19 protein-coding genes are annotated in these 22,961 nt (G+C 70.6%); 10 read left to right on the forward strand and 9 right to left on the reverse strand.

Annotated features, from left to right (window positions below):
• The first annotated feature begins 68 nt into the window (after positions 1-68).
• The 3 genes from ACWDZ7_RS15850 to ACWDZ7_RS15860 are packed head-to-tail and all read left to right on the forward strand — an operon-like array spanning position 69 to position 2,972.
• Positions 69-1,235, forward strand: coding sequence for a 5-(carboxyamino)imidazole ribonucleotide synthase (locus ACWDZ7_RS15850; protein WP_451797390.1), 1,167 nt, complete (start codon positions 69-71; stop codon positions 1,233-1,235).
• Positions 1,232-1,765 carry a 5-(carboxyamino)imidazole ribonucleotide mutase gene (gene purE, locus ACWDZ7_RS15855; protein WP_451797392.1) on the forward strand — a complete coding sequence of 178 codons (534 nt, stop codon included), beginning with the start codon at positions 1,232-1,234 and terminating at the stop codon, positions 1,763-1,765. Before ACWDZ7_RS15850 ends, purE begins: the two co-directional genes overlap by 4 nt.
• A 4-nt stretch (positions 1,766-1,769) precedes the next feature.
• Positions 1,770-2,972, forward strand: a complete 1,203-nt coding sequence (locus tag ACWDZ7_RS15860) for a dipeptidase (protein WP_451797393.1) — start codon at positions 1,770-1,772, stop codon at positions 2,970-2,972.
• A gap of 74 nt (positions 2,973-3,046) precedes the next feature.
• On the opposite strand, the gene ACWDZ7_RS15865 is transcribed toward ACWDZ7_RS15860, so the two are convergent.
• Positions 3,047-4,219: an acyl-CoA dehydrogenase family protein gene (locus tag ACWDZ7_RS15865; RefSeq protein ID WP_451797395.1), complete on the reverse strand. Its 1,173-nt coding sequence runs from the start codon at positions 4,217-4,219 to the stop codon at positions 3,047-3,049.
• 185 nt (positions 4,220-4,404) lie between these two features.
• On the opposite strand from ACWDZ7_RS15865, the gene ACWDZ7_RS15870 reads away from it, so the two are divergent.
• Positions 4,405-5,748, forward strand: coding sequence for a UDP-glucose dehydrogenase family protein (locus tag ACWDZ7_RS15870; protein WP_451797396.1), 1,344 nt, complete (start codon positions 4,405-4,407; stop codon positions 5,746-5,748).
• 96 nt (positions 5,749-5,844) lie between these two features.
• Here the strand turns inward: ACWDZ7_RS15870 and ACWDZ7_RS15875 are convergent, their stop codons facing one another.
• The gene (locus tag ACWDZ7_RS15875) at positions 5,845-6,405 is read right to left on the reverse strand and encodes a CGNR zinc finger domain-containing protein (protein ID WP_451797398.1); all 561 of its coding nucleotides are present in this window, start codon (positions 6,403-6,405) and stop codon (positions 5,845-5,847) included.
• Positions 6,406-6,491: 86 nt separating this feature from the next.
• Here ACWDZ7_RS15875 and ACWDZ7_RS15880 point away from each other — a divergent pair, with 86 nt between their 5' ends.
• Both ACWDZ7_RS15880 and ACWDZ7_RS15885 read left to right on the forward strand, forming a co-directional pair.
• A complete protein-coding gene (locus ACWDZ7_RS15880) occupies positions 6,492-6,854 on the forward strand; it encodes a VOC family protein (RefSeq protein ID WP_451797400.1) in 363 nt (120 codons plus the stop codon).
• A gap of 19 nt (positions 6,855-6,873) precedes the next feature.
• The gene (locus tag ACWDZ7_RS15885) at positions 6,874-7,278 is read left to right on the forward strand and encodes a VOC family protein (protein ID WP_451797402.1); all 405 of its coding nucleotides are present in this window, start codon (positions 6,874-6,876) and stop codon (positions 7,276-7,278) included.
• Between the two features lie 32 nt (positions 7,279-7,310).
• On the opposite strand, the gene ACWDZ7_RS15890 is transcribed toward ACWDZ7_RS15885, so the two are convergent.
• Both ACWDZ7_RS15890 and ACWDZ7_RS15895 read right to left on the reverse strand, forming a co-directional pair.
• Positions 7,311-8,447, reverse strand: coding sequence for a dipeptidase (locus ACWDZ7_RS15890; RefSeq protein WP_451797404.1), 1,137 nt, complete (start codon positions 8,445-8,447; stop codon positions 7,311-7,313).
• Between the two features lie 157 nt (positions 8,448-8,604).
• A complete protein-coding gene (locus ACWDZ7_RS15895) occupies positions 8,605-9,951 on the reverse strand; it encodes an LCP family protein (protein ID WP_451797405.1) in 1,347 nt (448 codons plus the stop codon).
• Between the two features lie 129 nt (positions 9,952-10,080).
• Between ACWDZ7_RS15895 and ACWDZ7_RS15900 the strand changes: the two genes are divergently transcribed.
• Positions 10,081-10,629: an acyl-CoA thioesterase gene (locus ACWDZ7_RS15900; protein ID WP_451797406.1), complete on the forward strand. Its 549-nt coding sequence runs from the start codon at positions 10,081-10,083 to the stop codon at positions 10,627-10,629.
• A gap of 53 nt (positions 10,630-10,682) precedes the next feature.
• Here ACWDZ7_RS15900 and ACWDZ7_RS15905 read toward each other — a convergent pair whose 3' ends face one another.
• The gene (locus tag ACWDZ7_RS15905) at positions 10,683-12,170 is read right to left on the reverse strand and encodes an LCP family protein (RefSeq protein ID WP_451797408.1); all 1,488 of its coding nucleotides are present in this window, start codon (positions 12,168-12,170) and stop codon (positions 10,683-10,685) included.
• A gap of 151 nt (positions 12,171-12,321) precedes the next feature.
• Between ACWDZ7_RS15905 and ACWDZ7_RS15910 the strand changes: the two genes are divergently transcribed.
• Complete coding sequence (locus tag ACWDZ7_RS15910) at positions 12,322-13,359, forward strand: glycosyltransferase family 2 protein (RefSeq protein WP_451797410.1); 1,038 nt, start codon at positions 12,322-12,324, stop codon at positions 13,357-13,359.
• A gap of 15 nt (positions 13,360-13,374) precedes the next feature.
• Here the strand turns inward: ACWDZ7_RS15910 and ACWDZ7_RS15915 are convergent, their stop codons facing one another.
• The 4 genes from ACWDZ7_RS15915 to ACWDZ7_RS15930 all read right to left on the reverse strand — a co-directional run bounded on the left by ACWDZ7_RS15915 (position 13,375) and on the right by ACWDZ7_RS15930 (position 19,825).
• Positions 13,375-15,054: an LCP family protein gene (locus ACWDZ7_RS15915; protein WP_451797411.1), complete on the reverse strand. Its 1,680-nt coding sequence runs from the start codon at positions 15,052-15,054 to the stop codon at positions 13,375-13,377.
• Positions 15,055-15,191: 137 nt separating this feature from the next.
• Positions 15,192-16,937 (reverse strand): LCP family protein, encoded by a 1,746-nt coding sequence (locus ACWDZ7_RS15920; protein WP_451797413.1) that lies wholly within the window; start codon positions 16,935-16,937, stop codon positions 15,192-15,194.
• A gap of 285 nt (positions 16,938-17,222) precedes the next feature.
• Entirely contained in the window at positions 17,223-18,548 is a 1,326-nt protein-coding gene (locus ACWDZ7_RS15925; protein WP_451797414.1) for an LCP family protein, read from the reverse strand.
• A 533-nt stretch (positions 18,549-19,081) separates the two neighbouring features.
• The gene (locus tag ACWDZ7_RS15930; protein ID WP_451797416.1) at positions 19,082-19,825 is read right to left on the reverse strand and encodes a TIGR03089 family protein; all 744 of its coding nucleotides are present in this window, start codon (positions 19,823-19,825) and stop codon (positions 19,082-19,084) included.
• Between the two features lie 138 nt (positions 19,826-19,963).
• Between ACWDZ7_RS15930 and ACWDZ7_RS15935 the strand changes: the two genes are divergently transcribed.
• On the forward strand, positions 19,964-21,697 hold the full coding sequence (locus tag ACWDZ7_RS15935) for an N-acetylmuramoyl-L-alanine amidase (RefSeq protein WP_451797417.1): 1,734 nt from the start codon (positions 19,964-19,966) through the stop codon (positions 21,695-21,697).
• Positions 21,698-21,862: 165 nt separating this feature from the next.
• Positions 21,863-22,945 carry a sugar phosphate nucleotidyltransferase gene (locus ACWDZ7_RS15940; RefSeq protein WP_451797418.1) on the forward strand — a complete coding sequence of 361 codons (1,083 nt, stop codon included), beginning with the start codon at positions 21,863-21,865 and terminating at the stop codon, positions 22,943-22,945.
• Positions 22,946-22,961 lie beyond the last annotated feature (16 nt).

A 22,961-nucleotide genomic window follows, 5' to 3' on the forward strand; every position in this document is an offset into this window, starting at 1 on the left:
GCAGGGGCCGGGGGACAGCGGGAACCGGCCGTTCCCGGGTGGCCGGGACCGGCCGATACCCTGGGGGCGTGACGTTCCCGGTAGTCGGCATGGTCGGCGGCGGTCAGCTCGCCCGCATGACCCACGAGGCGGGCATCCCCCTCGGCCTCAAGTTCAAGCTCCTCAGTGACACCCCGCAGGATTCCGCTGCGCAGGTCGTCAGCGAAGTCGTCATCGGCGACTATCGCGACCTCGACACGCTGCGTGACTTCGCGCGGGGCTGCGACGTGATCACCTTCGATCACGAACACGTACCCACCGAGCACCTCAGGGCCCTGGAGGCGGACGGCATCCCCGTGCGCCCGGGGCCCGACGCGTTGGTGCACGCCCAGGACAAGGGCGTGATGCGCGAGAGGCTCATGGAGATCGGCGTGCCGTGCCCGCGCCACCGGATCGTGAGGGACCCGGCCGACGTGGCCGCCTTCGCGGCCGAGGGCGCAACGGACGGCGGCGACGGCTTCCCCGTGATCCTCAAGACGGTGCGGGGCGGCTATGACGGGAAGGGGGTGTGGTTCGTGCGCCGCGTCGAGGACGCCGAAGAGCCCTTCCGGGCCGGCGTCCCGGTGCTCGCCGAGGAGAAGGTCGACTTCGTACGCGAACTGGCGGCGAACGTCGTCCGCTCGCCGCACGGCCAGGCCGTCGCCTACCCCGTCGTCGAGTCCCAGCAGGTCGACGGCGTCTGCGACACGGTGATCGCCCCGGCGCCCGGCCTCTCCCAGGACCTCGCGGGCCAGGCGCAGGAGCTGGCGCTGCGCGTCGCCAAGGAGCTGGGCGTGGTCGGCCACCTCGCGGTCGAACTCTTCGAGACGACCGGACCCGACGGGAAGCCCGGCATCCTCGTCAACGAACTGGCGATGCGCCCGCACAACTCCGGGCACTGGACGCAGGACGGCGCGATCACCTCCCAGTTCGCCAACCACGTCCGCGCGGTGCTCGACCTGCCGCTCGGCGACCCCCGCCCGCGCGCCAAGTGGACCGTGATGGCCAATGTGCTCGGCGGTGACTACCCCGACATGTACGCCGCGTATCTGCACTGCATGGCCCGCGACCCGCAGCTCAAGATCCACATGTACGGCAAGGACGTGAAGCCCGGCCGCAAGGTCGGCCACGTCAACACCTACGGCGACGATCTGGACGAGGTCCTCGACCGCGCCCGCCACGCAGCCGGCTACCTCAGAGGAACGATCACCGAATGAGCTCCCCCCTGATCGGCATCGCCATGGGTTCCGACTCGGACTGGACCGTCATGGAGGGCGCCGCCAAGGCCCTCGACGAGTTCGAGATCCCCTACGAGGTCGACGTCCTCTCCGCGCACCGCATGCCGCACGAGATGATCGCGTACGGCGAGCAGGCGGCGGACCGTGGTCTGAAGGCGCTGATCGCGGGCGCGGGCGGCGCCGCCCACCTGCCCGGCATGCTCGCCTCGGTGACCCCGCTGCCGGTGATCGGCGTGCCGGTCCCGCTGAAGTACCTGGACGGCATGGACAGCCTCCTGTCCATCGTGCAGATGCCGGCGGGTGTCCCGGTGGCGACCGTCTCGATCGGCGGCGCGCGCAACGCGGGCCTGCTCGCGGCCCGCATGCTGGCGGCGCACGACGCCGAACTCCTCTCCCGCATGCGGGAGTTCCAGCAGGAGCTGAACGACCAGGCGACGGAGAAGGGAAAGCGGCTGCGGGCCAAGGCCGAGGGGGCGGGTTCCGGATTCGGCTTCGGTTCGGGAAAGTGATCGCATGACACCCCCCGATGAAGTACGCGCCCTCGACGAAGCACGCGCCCTCCTCGCCGACTTCCCCGTCGTCGACGGCCACAACGACCTGCCGTGGGCCCTGCGCGAGAAGGCGGGCTACGACCTCGACCGCCTCGACATCGCGGCGGACCAGACGGGCAGTCTGCACACGGACATCGCCCGGCTGCGCGCCGGCGGCGTCGGCGCGCAGTTCTGGTCGGTGTACGTCCGTACGGACCTGACCGGCGACGCGGCGGTGAGCGCCACTCTCGAACAGGTCGACTGCGTCGAGCAGTTGGTGGCCCGCCACCCGGCGGACCTGGCCCGCGCGCTCACGGCGGCGGACATGGAGAAGGCCCGCGCCGAGGGCCGCATCGCGTGCCTCATGGGTGCCGAGGGCGGCCACTCCATCAACAACTCCCTCGCCACGCTGCGGGCGCTGCACACGCTCGGCGTCCGCTACATGACGCTCACGCACAACGACAACATCGCGTGGGCGGACTCGGCGACGGACGAGCCCGGGGTCGGCGGCCTGTCGCCGTTCGGCCACGAGGTGGTCCGCGAGATGAACCGCGTCGGCATGCTGGTCGACCTCTCCCACGTGGCGGCGGAGACGATGCGGGCGGCCCTGGACACCACGGTGGCTCCGGTGATCTTCTCGCACTCCTCGTCGCGGGCCGTCTGCGACCACCCGCGCAACATCCCCGACGACGTCCTGGAGCGGCTGCCCGCCAACGGCGGCGTGGCGATGGCGACCTTCGTACCGAAGTTCGTACTCCAGGCGGCGGTCGACTGGACCCTGGCCGCCGACGAGAACATGCGCGCCCACGGCTTCCACCACCTCGACACGACACCGGAGGCCATGCGGGTCCACGCGGCGTTCGAGGAGTCGACGCCCCGTCCCGTCGCGACGACGGCCACGGTCGCCGACCACCTCGACCACATGCGCGAGGTGGCGGGCATCGACCACATCGGCATCGGCGGAGACTACGACGGCACGGCGTTCACCCCCGACGGCCTTGACGACGTGGCGGGCTACCCGAACCTCATCGCGGAGCTGCTCACCCGAGGCTGGTCGAAGCCCGACCTGTCCAAGCTGACGTGGCAGAACGCGGTGCGGGTCCTTGGCGCGGCGGAGGACGTGGCGCGCGACGAGCAGACGCGCAGGGGCCCGTCCATCGCGACACTGCAACAGCTGGACGGCTGACCGCCCCCGGACACGCCGATGGGGTGCCACCCGGCCGGGCGGCACCCCATCGACGTATCCGGACTCCCGTACGACTACGGCAGGTTCCGCGCCATCACGATGCGCTGGACCTGATTCGTGCCCTCATAAATCTGCGTGATCTTCGCGTCGCGCATCATCCGCTCGACGGGGTAGTCACGGGTGTAGCCGTAGCCGCCGAGGAGCTGGACGGCGTCCGTGGTGACCTCCATCGCGACGTCCGAGGCGAAGCACTTGGCGGCGGCGCCCTGGAAGGTGAGGCCCCTCTCTCCACCTCCGGCGGCGACGCGCTCCGACTTGGCCGCGGCCGCGTACGTGAGCTGGCGTGCCGCCTCGATCTTCATCGCCATGTCGGCGAGCATGAACTGGACGCCCTGGAAGTCGGCGATCGGCTTGCCGAACTGCTTGCGCTCCTGGACATAGCCCTTGGCGTAGTCGAGGGCGCCCTGCGCGATGCCGAGGGCCTGCGCCGCGATGGTGATGCGGGTGTGGTCCAGGGTCTTCATGGCCGTCGCGAAGCCCGTGCCCTCCTCGCCGATCATGCGGTCGGCGGGGATGCGGACGTTGTCGAGGTAGACCTCGCGGGTGGGGGAGCCCTTGATGCCGAGCTTCCGCTCCGGGGCGCCGAAGGAGACGCCCTCGTCCGACTTCTCGACGACGAACGCGGAGATGCCCTTCGAGCGCTTGGCCGGGTCGGTGACGGCCATGACCGTGTAGTACTCGGAGACGCCGGCGTTGGTGATCCAGCGCTTCACGCCGTTGAGGACGTACGAGTCGCCGTCGCGGACCGCCTTCGTCTTCATCCCGGCGGCGTCCGAACCCGCGTCGGGCTCGGACAGGCAGTACGAGAACATGCCCTCGCCCTTGGCGAGCGGCGTCATGTACTTCTTCTTCAGCTCCTCGGAGCCGGAGAGGATGACGGGGAGCGAGCCGAGCTTGTTCACGGCCGGAATGAGGGAGGACGAGGCGCAGACGCGCGCCACCTCCTCGATGACGATGACGGTCGCCAGGGCGTCGGCGCCCGAACCGCCGTAGCTCTCCGGCACGTGCACGGCGTGCAGGTCGCCCGCGACCAGCGCGTCGAGGGCCTCCTGCGGGAAGCGGGCCTCCTCGTCCACCGCGGCGGCGAACGGCGCGATCTTCGCCTCGGCCAGCGAGCGGATCGCGTCCCGGAGCATGTCGTGCTCCTCGGACGGGCGGTACAGGTCGAAATCAGCCGATCCGGCCAAGGTCTCTCACGCTCCAAGGATGCTAATTACCGTTAAGTAACCCAAATTTTAGTGCTGTCACCCGCACGACGCATACGTGAGCTTGGCGACAGCGGCAAACGTGCCCGGTGAGCGGCTCGAATACGCCCGACTATGCTCGGCAGCGCACCGCAGCCGTAAGCCCCGCAGACCCTCTGGAGCACCGCATGGCCCTCAAGATCACCGTGATCGGCACCGGCTATCTCGGCGCCACGCACGCCGCGGCCATGGCCGAACTCGGTTTCGAGGTCCTCGGTCTCGACGTCGTGCCCGAGAAGGTCGACATGCTCCAGCGGGGCGAGGTCCCGATGTACGAGCCCGGCCTCGAGGAGCTGCTGCGCAAGCATGTCGCGGGCATCGAGGGCTCCAGCGGGCGGCTGCGCTTCACCATGGACTGGGCGGAGGTCGCCGACTTCGGCGACGTCCACTTCATCTGCGTGAACACCCCGCAGAAGCACGGTGAGTACGCCTGTGACATGTCGTACGTCGATTCGGCGGTGGAGTCGCTGGCCAAGCACCTGCACAAGGCGGCTCTCGTCGTCGGCAAGTCCACCGTCCCGGTCGGCAGCGCGGACCGCCTCGCGGCCCGCATCCTGGAGCTGGCCCCCGCGGGCGGCGAGGTCGAGCTGGCGTGGAACCCGGAGTTCCTGCGGGAGGGCTTCGCCGTCAAGGACACGCTGCACCCCGACCGGATCGTGGTCGGCGTACGCAGCGAGCGCGCCGAGAAGCTGCTGCGCGAGGTGTACGCGACGCCGGTCGGGGAGGGCTCGCCCTTCGTCGTCACCGACTTCCCGACGGCCGAACTGGTGAAGACCTCCGCCAACTCCTTCCTCGCCACGAAGATCTCCTTCATCAACGCCATGGCGGAGGTCTGCGAGGCCGCGGGCGGCGACGTCGTGAAGCTCGCGGAGGCGCTCGGGCACGACGACCGGATCGGCAAGAAGTTCCTGCGGGCCGGGATCGGCTTCGGCGGGGGCTGCCTGCCCAAGGACATCCGCGCGTTCATGGCGCGCGCCGGTGAACTCGGCGCCGACCAGGCCCTGACCTTCCTCCGTGAGATCGACTCCATCAACATGCGGCGGCGCGGCCAGATGGTCGAGATGGCGCGTGAGGCGCTGGGCGGCGGCTCCTTCCTCGGCAAGCGGGTCGCGGTGCTCGGCGCCACGTTCAAGCCGGACTCCGACGACGTCCGGGACTCCCCGGCGCTCAACGTCGCCGGGCAGATCCACCTCCAGGGCGGGCAGGTCACGGTCTACGACCCCAAGGGCATGGTGAACGCCCGCCGCCTCTTCCCGACCCTCGGGTACGCGGACACGGCGGTGGACGCGGTGCGCGGCGCGGACGTCGTCCTGCACCTCACGGAGTGGCGCGAGTTCCGCGAGCTGGACCCGGCGGCGCTCGCCTCCGTGACGGAGACCCCGGTCATCCTGGACGGCCGCAACGCGCTCGACCCCGAGGTCTGGCGGGCGGCGGGCTGGACCTACCGCGCGATGGGCAGGCCGTCGGCCTGACGGCGCCCCGTCCCGGCGCTTCGCGCCGGATCTCCGGTCACCGCAGGGGACGTCGCCGCGCTGTGGGGTGGGTCGCTTCACGCGAGGGCGATGAGGTCAGTTCGGGGGAGCCGCCGCCTCAGGGGGAGCCGCCGCATCAGAGGGGGCCGCCGCGGACTTGCGCGCGCGGTACGCCCGCATCTTGGCGCGCGCCCCGCACACCCCCATGTCGCACCACCGGCTCCGCCCGGCCGGGCTGCGGTCGTAATAGGCCCAGTGGCAGGTCACCGCCTCGCACGCCTTGAGGCGGAGCCACGTGCCGGACGCGAGCGCCTCGGCGATCGCCGAGGCCACCCGCGCGGTGAGCGCCGACGCGTCGGCGGGGGCGAGCGACGCCGCACCGGACGCGCCGTCCACCCGTACCAACAACGGCCCGGACACGAGAAGCTCGCTCAGATCCCGCACCGGCGCATGCGCCGGATGCCCGGCGTGGGCGAGGCACGCGGCCCGCAGGGACTCGCGGAGTTCACGCGCCGCGGCCACGTCCTTCGGGGCGAGCCCGAAGGCGTCCCGCCCCGCCTCGGTGTCCAGGCGGTCCGCGCCCGTCGCCAGATCGAGGGTGTTCACCAGCTCCTGGACCAGCGCGAGCCCTCCCGGCGCGGGCGCTCTGTCATTCATGGTTGCGACGTTACCCCTTCTGCGGGAGTATGCAGTAACCGTTACTGGATGGGACCGACCATCCGGTAATCAGCGCTGGAGGAACCATGGCTCTCGCCGAACTCCGTGCCGTCGCCCTCGACTGCCGGGACCCGTTCGCCCTCGCGGAGTTCTACGCCGCGGTCATCGGCGGCACCCCCGCCCAGAACGAAGACGACTGGGTCGTCCTCGAAGGCCACACCGGCACGCCCCTGGCCTTCCAGAGGGCCCCCGGTCACGTACCGCCGAAGTGGCCCTCGTCCGACGGGTCGCAGCAGATCCACCTGGACCTCACGGTGGAGGACATGGACGCCGTCGAGAAGGAGATCCTCGCGCTCGGCGCCACGGTCCTCGACGCCGCCGACCGCGACCGCAGCTGGCGGGTTTACGCCGATCCGGCCGGGCACCCGTTCTGCCTGTGTGTCGACTGAGCCCCAAGAAGGAGGAGTCATGACCGACCAGCACGACGCCGCCCCCATCGCCCGCCTGCGCAACGTCGTCCTCGACTGCCCGCGACCCCGCGAACTCGCCGAGTTCTACGCCCGGATCATCGGCGGCACCATCGAGGACGACGGCGACTGGGTGGACCTCGTGGCCCCCGGCCGCGTCAAGGTCTCCTTCCAGCGGGTGACCGGACTGCACCCGCCGGAGTGGCCGCGCTCGGACGTCAACGCCCAGCAGGTCCACCTGGACCTCGACGCCGGCCGCACCGACGAGGAGATGGACGCCGCCCAGGCGAAGGTGCTCGCCCTCGGGGCACGCCCGCTCGACCTGGACGACGACGGCGGCAAGCGCGACTTCCGTGTGTACGCCGATCCCGCCGGGCACCCGTTCTGCCTCTGCAAGATCCCCTGACGGAAGTCCTCTGACGGAGGAGCCGGCGCGGCTCAGCCGTCCAGCCGCTCTATCGTCGCCGTGGAAGGCGTCCTGCGCTCCCGCGCCGCCCGGGCCGTGAAGTCCGCGAGGCGCAGGATGCGCTGGACGTTGCCCCAGGTGAGCGCCGCCACATCGGCTTCCGGCCAGTCGCGTTCGAGGAGTTCGGTGATCAGCCGGGGATAGTCCGACGTGTCGGCGAGGCCCTCCGGGTGCGCCTCCGGAGTGTCGTACGTCCCCGAGAGGGCGACGCACTCCGGCCCCGCGACGCGGCGCACATGATCGAGGTGGTCCGCCACGTCGCGTACGGAAGAACCGGTCCGCTCGACGGTCAGCGGCACCATGCACACGCCCTTGGCGGCACCCACCTCGGCGAGCAGGTCGTCCGGGAGGTTGTCGGGGTGGTCGTGCACGGCGAGGGCCCCGGAGCGCGTGAAGACGACGGGCGCCTTGGAGATGGAGAGCACCCGCCGCACCGTCGCCTCGGACGCGCCGGACAGGTCCGCGATGACCCCGAGCCGGTTCATCTCCCGTACGACCTCCTCACCGAACGAGGTCAGGCCGCCGGGGCCCGCCCACGTCGTACCGCAGAGGGAGACCGCGCACAGGCCCAGGCTGTGCAGCGCGCGCAGCGTGGCCAGGGAGTCGCCGAGCGCGGCGCCGCGGGCGGGGCCGATCAGCGCGGCGATGCGGCCGCAGTTGCGGGCGTCGGTGACCTCCGAGGCGTCGCGGGCGAGCCGCATCCCCTGGGGGTGGGCGCCGACGACGTGCTTCACGAGGTCGATCTGTTCCAGCGTCGCCCGCATGATCCGGTCGGCGCTCAGCCACTCGGGCACGTAGACGGACCAGAACTGCGCCCCGACCCCTCCCGCGCGCAGCCGCGGCAGGTCGCTCTCCAGGCCGCTGTCGCCCGTCTCGAAGTCGTACCAGGGCAGATCTTGCAGCGCTTCCGGCAGCCCGCTGTACCCGTCGGCGACGGGATGCTCGCTGAGCATGGCGCGGGCCCGGGCGAAGGGGTCCTCGGCCCACGGGGGGCCGGTATCGGAGTCGGGCGCGGGACGCGGCTCGGTATGGGGGTCGTCCGGGCCGGGTGACTGGTCGAGCTTCCCGGCCTCGGCGGTCGTGTTGATCTCGTCCTGCAGGTCTGCCATGGCAGGGCCTCCGGACATCGGGGGTGGCAGTTTGGACCACCGTGACATGCCGGAGGCCGGAGGGTCGCGACGAGCGGGCCGTTCGGGGTACGAGAAGGACGTACGACGAGAACGGGGAACGTACGACGGACGGCCCGGGGGACGGCCCGGGGCAGTGTCAGTTGCCCGAGACCGTCACCTTCTCGTCGTTGTTCAGCTCCTCGACCAGCTGCTTGACCTTGGTCTTGTCCCAGAGGAGATTGCTGCCCGTCGTACCGGCGAGCGGCATGTTCATGGACTTGCCGTCGCCGCCGGTGACGCCCTTCATCGCCCAGAACATGGACGCCACGTCCATCAGGCCCATGTCCTTGTCGACGATCAGCGTGTCCAGGCCCGCGCCCATCGTGGGGTAGAGCTTGAACGGGTTCATGACGGTGCCGGGCGTCGCCGCCTGGTTGGCGAGGGCCGCGAGGAACTTCTGCTGGTTCTTCGTACGGTCCAGGTCACTGCCCGGCAGCGCGTACCGCGTACGGACGAAGGCGAGGGCCTGCTCGCCGTTGAGGGTCTGCTTGCCCGCCTCGAAGTCGGCGCCGGACTTCTTGTCCTTGAAGCCCTTGGGGATGTCCATCTCCACGCCGCCGACCGCGTCCACGATCTTGGCGAAGCCGCCGAAGCCGATCTCGGCGTAGTGGTCGATCCGCAGGCCGGTGTTGTACTCGACGGTCCGTACGAGAAGCTCGGGGCCGTCCTCCGCGTACGCGGCGTTCAGCTTCACCTGGCGGCCCTGGTTCGGGTAGAGCTTGCCGGACTCCGCGCCCTTGAAGGAGGGGATCGTGACGTTCGAGTCGCGGGGCAGCGAGATCATCGTGTTCCCGCCGTCGTCCGCGACGTGCAGGATCATCATCGAGTCCGTGCGCTTGCCGTCGGCCGAGCCCGTGTGGAGCTTCTTCTTCTCCTCGTCGGACATGCCCTCGCGGCTGTCGGAGCCCACGATCAGATAGTTCGTGCCCGCGCCGCCCTCGGGCCGCTCGATGACCTTGGAAAGGTCGACCTCGCGCTTGAGCTTGCCGTCGGCCCAGAAGTACGTCGCCACGGACGTCACGACGAGTACGGATACGAGGGTGATGGAGCCGATCTTGATGCGGCGCCGCCAGTTCGGCGCGGGGCGCGTGGCGCGCGGCGGCTGCCCGTCGCCGCCCCGGCCGGCGCCGCCGCCGGCGGCCGCGGGCTGGCCGTAGACCTGGCCGGTGTTGTAGCCGCTGTCGTAGCCCTGGCCGTACGCGGCCTGGCGCGGGGTGCGCGGCTCGAAGACCTGGTCGCGGGCGTCGCCGTACGGCTGCCCGTCGCCGTACTGGTCGTCGTGACCGTCGTCGTACGCGGGCTGCTGCGGGACACCGCCCGGCGGCGGTCCCGCGGGGGCGCCGCGCTGGACGTGGCGCATCACGCGGGCGCCGTCGGGCTGGGGGTTCCCGCTGCCGCCGCCGTAACCACGGCCGCCCGCCTGATCGTCTCGCCAATCGCTCATGTGGCCCAGTGTGCAGTGCCGGACGGCGCCGCATACAGGGAGGTCGAGAATTCGGGCCAGGGCTGTTGCAGAGCTGATGCAAAGCGGCCGGGGAAGGCTCGCTCATACGTCCGGCATAGGGTGGAGGGCATGACAGATCAGGCCTCCAGTTCCGAATCGGAGATTCAGGGCAAGCCGACCTCGGCGTCCCGCACCACGCTCAGCCACATCATGACCCACAACGACACCAACCTCCTCGGCACGGTGCACGGCGGCGTGATCATGAAACTGGTCGACGACGCGGCGGGGGCGGTCGCCGGGCGCCACTCGGGCGGGCCCGCGGTCACCGCGTCCATGGACGAGATGGTCTTCCTGGAGCCGGTCCGCGTCGGAGACCTCGTGCATGTGAAGGCCCAGGTGAACTGGACCGGCCGCAGCTCCATGGAGGTCGGCGTCCGCGTCCTGGCCGAGCGCTGGAACGAGTCGACGCCCGCACAGCAGGTCGGCTCCGCCTACCTCGTCTTCGCCGCGGTCGACGCGGACGGCAAGCCCCGCACGGTCCCGCCGGTGCTCCCGGAGACGGACCGCGACCGCCGCCGCCACCAGGAGGCACAGATCCGCCGCACGCACCGCCTCGCCCGCCGCCGGGCGATCAAGGAGCTGCGTGAGGCACGGGCGGCAGAGGGCTTCGACGACTGAAGCCCCTCAAGACGACTGAAGCCCCTCAAGACGGGCCCACGGAGGCTACGCGGCTACGGACACACCACCTGGTCCCCGGTCACCGCCCCGAACTCCCCTTGGAGCTCGTCCTCCGCCCGCACCGTCCGCACCCCCTTGAAGTCCGTCCCCGCGATCACCTTCAGCGTCGCCCCCTGCCCGTTGACCATGCGCATCTCGCAGCCCGGCAGAGCCGTCGCGAGGGTCCTCGCGGAGCGGTCCCAGCGGGGGTCGTAGGTGACGACGGTCCGCTTGGCGGGCGCCGTCAGCGAGTTCGGCGCGTTCCCCGGCACCCCCGTCGTGCTGAACCCGGTGGCCCGCAGCTCCGTGTCGACGCGCTTCCCGAGCCCCGGCACCCCCGTCCCGTTGTCCACCTGCACCTGGATCTGCTGGGGCGAGACGTCGACCAGCGCGGCCTTGGACTTGCCCTTGTGAGAGGCGAGGGGCCGGTCCTCGCGCAGCGTCTTGAACAGCTTCACGGACTTCGTCGGATGCCACTTCAGCGTCGAGCCGATGCCCGGCAGGTTCTGCGCCTCGGTGCTCAGCGGCACGGTCGTGAACTCCGACGACGACGGCGAGAAGCCCCGCATCGCCTGCCCGAGGCCCAGCATGTCGCTCGTCCCGAAGCCGTTGTCCGCCCGGACCGAGCCGAGCAGCGTGTGCGTCACGTCGCGGAACTTGACCGGGTTCAGCAGGACGCCGGTGCTGGTCGCCTTCGCGATGAGCGCCGCGAGGAACCGCTGCTGGCGCTGCATACGGCCGAGGTCGGAGGCCCCGTCGACGTACCGCGAACGCACGTACTGGAGCGCCTCGCCGCCGTTCATCGCGTGTGTGCCGATCGCCAGGTTCAGGCCGGTGTGCGAGTCCATCAGGGGCCTGGCCGTGCAGATCTCCACGCCGCCGACCACGTCCACGGTCTTGATGAAGCTGGTGAAGTCGACCTCCAGATAGTGGTCGATCTTGACCTTCGTCATGTGCTCGACGGTCCGCACCGTGAGGTTCGGCCCGCCCTCCGCGTACGCCGCGTTGATCTTGTTGGGGTGCGCGCTGTGCTTCTCGCCGGTGGCCTGGTCGGTGTGCGCGGGCAGCACCGCGTACGAGTCGCGGGGCAGGCTCACGACGCTGGCGCGGTCCCTCGCCTCCGAGATGTGCACGATCATGATCGTGTCGGTGCAGTGGCAGGGCGCGCCGCCGAGGCGGTACTTCTGCTTCTCCTCGGGGGTGATCTTGTCGCGGCCGTCGGTGCCGACGAGCAGGACGTTCATGCCGTTGCCCGAAGCGGGCCGGTTCTTCATGTCCTTGAAGGCGTCGACCCGCCTGATCTCGGTGTCGAGGCTGGTGACCACGGAGTGCCCGATCCCGGCCGCGGCGAGCACCGCGACGGAGCACGCGATCGCGGCCCGCATGGCCCAGCTCGTCCGCCGCTCGCCCTGTTCGCCCGGCTTGGGTGCGGGCGGCTTCTGGCCCTGCGGAGGCGGCGGGGGCAGCGGCGGGGGAGTGGGGTGGCGGGGCGGTGTGGGCACGTGGGGGACACCTCCGCGGAGACGGACGTTGGCTGAGGGCGGGCGCGGGCGTGGGGGCTCCGAGAAACGTAAGCCCATACGAAATGCGGCCCGGGGCAGCGACCCGGACGGCGCGCGCCCGTGTCCCCCATTCGCGGTAACGTGACGCGTGATGAACGCGAAGTCTGAGGTGTCCCCTCCCGCCGTGTCCGTGATCATGCCCGTCCTCAACGAGGAACGGCATCTGCGTGAGGCCGTCCACGCGATCCTGCGCCAGGAGTACGCGGGTGAGATGGAGGTCGTCGTCGCGCTCGGCCCCTCCACCGACCGCACGGACGAGATCGCCGCGGAGCTGGTCAGGGAAGACCCCAGGGTGCACACGGTCCCCAACCCCACGGGGCGCACGCCGGCGGCGCTGAACGCCGCGATCAAGGCGTCCCGTCACCCGATCGTGGTACGCGTGGACGGCCACGCCGCGCTCTCGCCGGGCTACATCACGACCGCCGTCCGCCTCCTGGAGGAGACCGGCGCGATGAACGTCGGCGGCATCATGCACGCCGAGGGCCAGAACGACTGGGAGCACGCGGTCGCCGCCGCCATGACGTCGAAGATCGGCGTGGGCAATGCCGCCTTCCACACCGGCGGCGACGCCCAGCAGGCCGAGACGGTCTACCTCGGCGTCTTCCGGCGCGAGGCCCTGGAGCAACAGGGCGGCTACAACGAAGAGTTCATCCGCGCCCAGGACTGGGAGCTGAACTTCCGCATCCGCGAGGCCGGCGGCCTGATCTGGTTCTCGCCCGAGCTGAAGGTCTCCTACCGCCCGCGGCCCAGCGTGAAGGCGCTCGCCAAGCAGTACAAGGACTACGGCCGCTGGCGCCACGTCGTCGCCCGCTACCACGAGGGCTCCATCAACCTCCGCTACCTCGCGCCGCCGACCGCGGTCTGCGCGATAGCGGCGGGCATCGTGGTCGGCGCGGTGCTCACGCCGTGGGGCTTCGTGATCCCCGGTGGCTACCTCGCGGCGATCGTCGCGGGCTCCCTCCCCGCGGGCAGGGGCCTGCCGCTGAAGGCACGGCTCCGGATCCCGGTGGCGCTCGCGACCATGCACATGTCGTGGGGCTGGGGCTTCCTCACCAGCCCGCGCTCGCTGGCCAGGAAGGTCATCGCCTCGCGCCGCCCGGCCGTCCTGGGGGAGACCCAGGAGGCCTGACGGCTCGCGAGGCGTCTACCAGGAGAAGTCCGGGTCCACCTTCATGCACGCCTTCTTGTCGGACCCGCTGAGCGCGTCCGCCGAGTCCGGCGTCCTGTCGTCCTTCTTCTTCGCCTTGGGCGGGGCGGCGCCCTCACGCCAGTCGGCGCCGACGACGAGGGTGACCCCGGAGACGTCCGTCGACTTCTTCGCCGAACTCAGCGGAAGGCCCAGCGACTTGGCGACCCGCTGGGCATCGCCCTCCAGTTCGACGCTGGGATAGCGGATGACCGTCTTCCCCTCGGTAAGCACCGTCGTGTCCGGCGTCGCCTTCTTGAAGCCCTTGCCCGCCAGGAGCTGCGCCACCGTGTTCGCCCGGCCGGAGATCGGGGGCTCCGTGGCGGTCCGGGTGCCGTTCTGGACCTGGATCGCGATCTGGTCGTCAGCGGCCGCCGGATCGTCCGAAGGCTTCTCCTTGGCGGGCTTCTTCCTGCCCTTTCCGTCCAGCGCGACGTCGTCGCGTACGAGGCGGAAGAGCTGCTCGGCGTCGCCGGGCTTGGGGATGACGCGGGCGCCGACGTACTCGAAGGGCATGGTCGTCATCGTCGTACGGGACGGGGAGACCTTCTTCAGCTCGTTGCCGAGGTCGTACAGCTTCTTGATGCTGCCGAGGCCGTCGTCGACCTTCAGCGCGCTCGTGGCCTCCTCGGCGAGCTTGCGCAGCTGGTTGGGGCTGGTCAGGCCGGTGTTCTCGCGGAGCTTGCGGACCAGCGCGTTCATGTACATGTGCTGGGCCTTGGCGCGGCTGATGTCGGTGCCGCCCTCGAAGCCGTAGCGGGTGCGCAGCCACTGCAGGGCCTGCTCGCCCTTGACCTCCGTGGTGCCCTTCTCCAGCTTCAGACCGGAGCCGTGGCCCTGGCTGTCGCGCGAGTGGATGTTCTTGTCCACGCAGACCGGTACGCCGCCGATGGCGTCGGCCATGGAGACCACACCCGCGAAGTCGACCATCATGAAGTGGTCGATGTGGATGTTGGTGAGCTTCTCCCAGGTCGCGACCGTGCAGCCGGGGCCGCCGCGGCCGAGGGACTCGTTCGTCATGTTCCGCGGGCCGGTCTCCTCGTAGACCTTGCCGTCGTCCGGGTCCGTGCACTTGGGGATCTGCAGCAGGGTGTCGCGCGGCATGCTGACCACCGACATGTTGGTGCGGTCGGCCGAGAGGTGCAGCAGCATCTGGACGTCCGCGAGCGGCGGGGAGCCGAAGGTGTCCTTGGCGCCGCCGAGCTTCTGGTTCGCCTTGGAGTCCCGCGCGTCCGAGCCGATGAGCAGGATGTTCAGCGGGGTCTGTCCGGCGGCGTTGGGCGTGGGCTCGGGGGCCCGGTGCTCGCCGAGGTTCAGGTCGTCCGTCTCGAGGTTGTCGTTGAGGTGCTGGTAGTAGAGGTAACCGGCGCCGGCCGTGCCGAGTATCAGTACGGACAGGAGCGTCGCCGACCAGCGCAGGACGCGGCGCCTGCGGCGCGGCGGGCGCCCGCCGCGGCGCGAGCCGGGCCGGCGCCGGTGGCCGGGGGGCCGTCCGCTGTCTCTGGAGGGCGCGGCGGTGCCTGCCGACGGCTTCCCGGGGCGCGCATCGTCCTGGTGCGGGCCGTCGTCCCAGCCGTGATCACTGGCGTGCGGAGCGCGTTGTCGCGCCCCCTCCTTACGCACGCTGTTCTGCCTCATCCCCAGCCCCTCCCCGCCCCATTCCCGAACTGCGGCCGCTCCGCGACGCCTTGGTGCGCTCCTCGGTGCATGTCCTCGGCGCATGTCCTCGGCGCATGTCCTTGGCGCATTGTTAGACGCGAAACGACCGCTTCAGGTCACTTGGCACACACAGTCTTGTCGGCTTCGACTTTCTGGATCCCGTCCGGCGCCTTCGACGGCGGGGCGATGGGCACCCCCGCGCCCTCGAAGTCGCCGCCGAGCGTCAGCTTCATGGTCGGGAGCCCCTGTGCGTTCTTCGCGCTCTTGCCCGGCTTCAGGGCGGAGGCGGGCAGACCCATGATGTCGGCGAGCCGACGGGCCTGGTCCGCCTGGTGCGGGCCGTACTCCAGCGACGTCTTCTTGATGTCGCCGGGCGCGTTCCCCAGTTGGCTGGACTTGAGCACGCCCTCAGTGTTCTGCAGCCACGTGAGAGTTGTCTGAGCGGCGCCGGTCCTGCCACTGCCGTTGTAGATGTCGACCCGTACGTCGGAGGGGTCGGCCTTGGGGCCCTTGAGGCGGGCGGCCACCGCGGCCTTCTCCTTCTTCTCCTTCTTCTTCACCTCGGTCAGCGACTTGTCGGCCCGCAACATCGCCAAGAGCGGGTCCGCCTTGGCCGGGTCGGGCACGACCGTGATGGGGACCTTCTCGGCGGGGTTGTCCTTGACCGGCAGCGTGGCGAAGGTCAGGTTCTTCATGTCGAGCTTGCCGAGCTCCATGCCGAGGTCACGGAGCCTCATGATGTCCGCGATGTTGGAGTCGACGGTGAGGGCCTTGGTGCCGGCCTCCGCCAGGGAGAACATCTTCTTGGGGCTGGTGAGCGTGTCGTTCGACTTCAGCTTGCGCATCAGCGCGCTGAGGAACTGCTGCTGGAGCTCGATCCGGCTCAGGTCGCCGCCGTTGCCGACGGTGTGACGGGTGCGCACGTACGCGAGCGCCTTCTCGCCCTCGATCGTGTGCTTGCCCTTGGACAGCTTCAGATGCGACTTGGGGTCGTCGATGTCCTTGGCGAGGCAGACGTCCACGCCGCCGACCGCGCTGGAGAGCGTCTTGACCGCGTTGAAGTCGGCCACCATGAAGTGGTCGGGCGTGATCCCGGTGATCGCCTTGACCGTACGCATCGTGCAGCTCGGTGTGCGGTCGCTCTGGCCGAGGCTCTCGTTGAAGCGGACGTTCTCCGTTCCCGGGATGTTCTTCTTGCTGCCGTCCTCCATCGTGGTGGGGCAGTCCGGGATGTCGGTGATCATGTCGCGCGGGATGCTCAGCGCGGTCGCGTTCGACCGGTCCTTGGAGACGTGCAGCAGGATCGTGGTGTCCGCGTGGCCGAGGCTGCCCTCGTCGCCGTAGCCCTTGTTGCCGTCACCGCTGCGCTTGTCGGTGCCGACCACCAGGATGTTGATGGCCCGGTCCTTGCTGAAGCCGCCGGTGCCCGCGCCGTCGTCGTCGATCGACGTGATGTTGTCGTTGAGGTGCTGGTAGTAGAGGTAGCCGCCGACGCAGCCGGTGACCAGCAGAAACGCCAGCGTGCCGCCGGTCCACACCAGGACCTTCTTGCCCGCCGACTTCTTCGGCTTCTGCTTGCGCCTGCTGCCTGTCGCCGCCTCCGGCTCCTTGCCCCGGCGCCTGCGCTGCCCCGGCACCTCGCGGCGCTCGTCGCGCGCGCCCTGGCGCGGGCGGTCGCGGTCGCGTTCCGGCGCGGAACGGCCGCGGCCCGACTGGCGTCCGGCGGCTCTACGGGGCCCGGGAACCGTCGACGGTCCTTGCCCTGTGGAAGGGCTCAGTCGCAGTTCGTAGTCGCCGGTGTCCGGGTTGAGTACCCACTGGTCCGCGGGGTCAATGTTCTCCGCCCGCCCGTCTCCCGCCACCGCCCTTTCAGAGAAGTCGCTTCGCTCTCCCCTGTTGGGCCCACGGCCTTGCGCGTCCACGGTTGTCTGCGTCCTCCGTCGGGGCCACGCGGCGCCTTACCCCCTCAAGAAGGCGCTCGGTCAGTCGTTCCAACGGTGCGTGGCCGAAAGGGCCCGGCGCACCGGATCGCTCACACTATCCGCCCAGCTCAGCGCCGGACGACGCCGGTGACAAATTCCACTCCCCTACAACTGGGCAATCCGCCCCATTTCTTAGTCGAAGGCGGTCTTCCCTTGGGGATCGTTTTACTCGCAGGCAGTCTCCGCGGCGGTGTTGCCCCGGAATGTAGGCGCGGGCGACGGCGTATGTGAAGGATCATCGGGCTTCCCATCACTGCCGTACTCGCCCGACTCACCCGACTCGCCGGATTCCTCCCCGAACTTCTCCCCGGACTCCTCCCTGGACTCCTCCTCGGGCTTCTCCCTGGACTCATCCCCGGGCTTCTCCGGGATGACCGCGACCGGGCTGTCGGCGCGCAGGCGCGTGAAGAGCTGCTCCGCCGCCGGTTCGACCAGTTCGTCGCGGTTCGTGTCGTAGACATACGACTGTCGGGGAACGGTGAGGAACTGCACGCGTTCCGTGGGGATATTGCGCATGCCGCGCACCAGTTCGTACAGACCGCGCAGACTGGCAAGCGCGGGGTCGGTCGTCAGCGAGGAAGTCGCCGCGTCCAGCACGGGGTAGAGCTTCGCTGGGTTGAGCAGGACGTCATTGCTCTGCACCTTGTTGACGAGCGCGCCGAGGAACTCCTGCTGGCGGTCCATCCGCTCGGTGTCGCTGCCATTGCCGAGGCTCTTGCGGGCGCGTACGTAACCCAGTGCCTGCTCACCGTCCAGAGTCCGCACACCGGGGGCGAGCCGCACATGGGCGTCGTCGTCGTCGATCGGGGCCTTGAGGCAGACATCCACGCCGTCGACCGCGTCGACCATGTCCCTGAACCCCGCGAAGTCCACGACCATGTGGTGGTCGACGCGGATTCCGGTGAGCTTCTCGACGGTACGAATCGTGCAGGCCGTCCCGCCAACCTCGTACGCCCAATTGAACTGGGCGAATTGCGCCCGCGTCCGCGACCCGTCCGGTCTGCGGCACCCGGGAATGTCCACCATCAGATCGCGCGGGATGGACACGGCGGTCGCGCTCTGCCGGTCGGCGGCCAGATGCAGCAGGATGGTGGTGTCGGAGCGCTGGGTCCCAGGATCTCTGCCGTACTTCCTGTTCTCCGGGCCGGCACGGGTGTCGGAACCGATGAGCAAAATATTCTGGGCATCGTGCACCAGTGGCGTCGGCCGCTCCTTCTCGTAGCGCTCCAGCTCGGCGGCGGCGCCGGTGTCCTTGGTGATGTTGCCGTTGAGCTTCTGGTACGCCGCCCATCCCACGCCGCCCGCGGCGAGCACCACCACGGCGACCGCGAGGGCGACGCCACGCAGCCACCGGTGCCTGCGCCGCACCGCACCCACTCCGGTGGGGCTGGCTCCCGTCCCGGGCCCGTACCCGCCCTTCAGCCCGGACGCGCCACTTTCCGCCCCCGTCGTCTCATCCGCCCCGAAAGGCGCACCCGCGGTGTCGGTCACGTGTACGTCCACCCCTCACGGCTGCGTCGGTGCATGGTTGCGTCATCCCTTACGACCATGGACCGCCCCGCCGCCGGGGGCCTCTGGACCAGCTCCCCGCCTAGCCCAAACGGGCGACGCCCGGACAACACCACGAAGCCTGCCGACCCGGCCACGCCGTGCCCGACACGGGAGTGCACTCCGGTGAGGCGTCACTGGCCGGTGCGGAGGCTCCGCCAGGGGCACTCCGGTGAGGTACTGACTGGGCGATGCGGGAGGCTCCGCTAGGGGGCGCGGGGAATTGCGCGACCAGCCACGACGAGCCCTCGGCGGGGGACCTGGGACGGCGTTCCGGTGAGGGGTCAGTGGGCGGTGCGGGAGGCTCCGCTAGGGGCGCGGGGAACTGCGCGACCAGCCACGACGAGCCCGCGGCCGAAGGCCAGGGCGGCGCTCCAGTGAGGGATCACTGGGCCATGCGGGAGGCGCCGGTGGGCCCGCGGGGAACGCGCGACCAGCCCCACCACCCCACGCCCAAGGACCCAGGCAGCGCCCCCTCACCGCACCGTGACAGACACCCGCTCATCCTCGACCCGCTTCTCCAAACCACCCTCCGCAAGCCGCCGGCAAAGCACCACAGAGCCCCCCACCGCGAGCGCCGCGTACAGCCCGGCACTCAGACCCTCCCAGGAGCCGTACGAAAGCCCGGACAGAACCCGCGACCCAGCCCCGACCCCGAGCCGCGCAGCGTCGGCACGAGCCCGCTCCACGACCCCCGCACCCGTCAGCTCCTCGCCACCGACCACAAGGGCAGGCTCATCCGGATCCACCGGCGCATACGGAGCGAACTGGTCCCCCTGGCCAGGCACCTCCACCGCGTAATCCGCAAAGCCCCCCGGCGGCTGAGGGAAGCGCCCACCGAGCGGCCGCAACGCGAGCGCGACCCGCTCCCCGGAGCACGCGCGCGCCGCGTCCAGCGAGTCCGGCCCGCTGACGACGAGGTCGGCCGACGCCGGGTCGCCGCCCACGTCCGCGACCACGCCCACCGACGAACAGGCGAGCAGCCACACGGCCGTCTGCCAGTGCGCGGGCAGCAGCAGCACGGCCCGGTCACCGGGTTCGGCGGCGAGGTCGCCCTGGAGGAGATTGGCGGTCTTGGCCACCCAATTGGCGAAGGTGGCGACGGACAATTCCACGCGCTCGCCCGTGGCGTCGTCGTAGAAGGTGACCAGGGGGCGTCCGGGATCCGCGGCGAGCGCGGATCGCAGCAGGTCGGCGGGGGTGCGGTCGTTGGCGTTCACGGGCGCAAGGGTACGCGGGCACCGGCGCGTCGCCCGGCGTGGCGGGGGAACGCGGGTCACCGGATCGACCGCTCTGGGCCGACGGTCCGTCAATTCCCCAATGGACAGATGTGTTCCGGTATGCCGACGATCAGACGTATGCGTGGATTTCTTGCTTCCTCGATCGGCGTCACCTGCGCAGCCGCCCTTGCGCTGCCCCTCACTCTGCCGTCGTCCGACGCCCGGGCCGCGACCCCTGGCACACCACCACCCGCCGGACCCGCCACCGAGGCGACCACCGCCGAGACGGTACCCGGCACTCGGACGGCCTCCGGCGCCCGGACGGCCTCCGCCGCTCGGACGCCCTCCGGCACTCGGGCGCCCTCCGGCGCTGGGACGGCCCCCGGCAGTCGGACAGCCCCCGCCGCTCGGACGCCCTCCGGCACTCAGACGGCCCCCGGGAGTCGGACAGCCCCCGCCGCTCAGACGGCCCCCGGCACCCAGACGGCCCCCGCCGCTCGGACGCCCCCCGCCGCCGAGGCGATCCCCGGCAGCACTCAGTCGCTGCCGCTGGGCCCACTCGACTCCGACCGCTCGGCCGCCCCCGCGGAGCGCGAACAAGGCCTGGCCCGACGCGATGTCCGCCCCTTCTCCCTGGTGGGCGTCGTCTGGGACGACCCGGCCGACGAACTGCACGGCACCGTCCAGGTCCGCACCCGCGCCAGCGCCACCGCCACCTGGTCCGGCTGGCAGGGCGTCGAGACGCATAACAACGAACACGGGGCCGACCCGGACGCCGTGGAGCGCGCCACCGGCAGGGTCCGCGGCTCCACGGCCCCCCTCTGGGTCGGCGACTCCGACGGCGTGGAGATCCGCGTACGGGCGGAGCCCGACCGGCACACGGACCGCGCCCCCACCGACGCCCTGCTCCCCAAGGGCCTGCGCCTCGAACTGGTCGACCCCGGAGACGAGCCCCCACCACGCGGCGGCCAGATCGACGTGCCGCGCGCCCCCGCCATGACGGCCGAGGCCGCCGCGGCCTCGGCCGTCAACGCGGACCTCGCCCCCTTCGGCGCCACCGCGATCCCGGAGCTGACCAAGCAGCAGACGGAGGACGACCTGATCGCCGCCCACGGCGGCACTGAAGAGGTAGGCACTGAAGAGGTAGGCACTGAAGCGGTCGGCACCGAAGAGGTAGGCACTGAAGCGGTAGCCACCGAAGCGGCCGGCACCGAAGCAGTCGGCACTGAAGCGACCAGCACCGAAGCGACCAGCAAGGCGCGCCCCTACATCGGCCCGCGCCCCCGCATCATCACGCGCAAGGGCTGGGGCGCGGACGAGCGCATCCGCGAGAGAGGCTTCGCGTATTCAAAGACCGTCAAGGCCGCCTTCGTGCACCACAGCGCGTCCGGCAACAACTACCGCTGCTCACAGGCGGCATCCGTGCTGCGCAGCATCTACCGCTACCACGTCAAGAGCAGCGGCTGGCGTGACCTCGGCTACAACTTCGCGATCGACAAGTGCGGAAACATTTACGAAGGACGTGCCGGAGGTGTGGCCAAGCCGGTCCTAGGGGCCCACACTCGCGGTTTCAACGCGAACAGCACGGGCATCGCCGTCCTCGGCTCGTACAGCAGCGCCAACCCGCCGAAAGCGGCCGTGGACGCCATCGCCAGGCTGACCGCGTGGAAGCTCGGCCTGTACGGCGCCAACCCGAGCGGTACGACCTACCTGACATCCGGCGGTGGAAACCTGTACAAGAAAGGGACGAACGTCCGACTCCAGGTGATCTCGGGGCACCGTGACGGATTCGCCACCGACTGCCCCGGCAGCCGCCTGTACGGCAAGCTCGACACGATCCGGACCGCCTCGGCCCGCTTGCAGGGCCGCTGAGGCCCGGTCGCACTGTACGAGTGGCACCGTACGAGTATCACTGCACGAGTAGCCGTACGAGTCGCACTGCACTGTACGAACTGCACGATCTGCAAACCCGTCTGCATACACTGGCCGGCCGAAACCCAAAGTTCGGCCGGCCCCAGCAGGAAGCAGAGACGACAGGTGACAGAAGCGATCCTCCTGGTCGGCGGCAAAGGAACCCGGCTGCGACCGCTCACGGTCCACACCCCCAAGCCGATGGTCCCGGCGGCAGGCGTCCCGTTCCTCACCCATCAGCTCGCGCGGGCCCGCGCCGCGGGCGTGGAACACATCGTCCTCGCCACCTCCTACCTCGCCGAGGTCTTCGAGCCGTACTTCGGCGACGGCTCGGCGCTCGGCCTCCACATCGAGTACGTCACGGAGACCGAGCCCCTGGGCACGGGCGGCGCCATCCGCAATGTGGCGTCGCACCTGCGTTCGGGCCCCGACGACCCCGTCCTGATCTTCAACGGCGACATCCTCACGGGCCTGGACATCCGCGCCCTCGTGGACACGCACGAGACGTCCGGCGCCGATGTCTCCCTGCATCTGACCCGGGTCGAGGACCCGAGGGCGTACGGCCTGGTCCCCACGGACGCGACCGGCCGGGTCACGGCCTTCCTGGAGAAGCCGCAGACCCCCGAGGAGATCGTCACCGACCAGATCAACGCGGGCGCCTACGTCTTCCGCCGCTCGGTCATCGACACGATCCCCGAGGGCCGCCCGGTCTCCGTCGAACGAGAGACGTTCCCCGGCCTCCTCTCCTCCGGCGCCCACCTCCAGGGCATGGTCGACTCGACGTACTGGCTGGACCTGGGCACACCCCAGGCCTTCGTACGCGGCTCCGCGGACCTCGTCCTCGGCCGCGCCCCCTCCCCGGCGGTCCCGGGCCGCCGCGGCGACAGCCTGGTCCTGCCCACCGCCTCCGTCGCCCCCGGCGCGAAGCTCACCGGCGGCACGGTCATCGGCGAGAACGCCCGCATCGGGGAGGGCGCGCGGATCTGCGGCAGCGCGGTCCTGGCCGGCGCCGTCGTCGAACCGGGCGCGGTGATCACCGACTCCCTCATCGGCGCGGACGCCCGCGTCGGGGCGCGCGCGGCGCTCACGGGGGCGGTGATCGGCGACGGAGCGGATGTAGGCGCCGACAACGAACTGTTCCAAGGAGTACGTGTCTGGTGCGGGGCCACGCTTCCGCCGGGCGCCGTCCGCTTCTCCTCCGACCAGTAGCGCCCGGCGAGGGCGG

This window comes from Streptomyces sp. NPDC003032 (assembly GCF_053591415.1).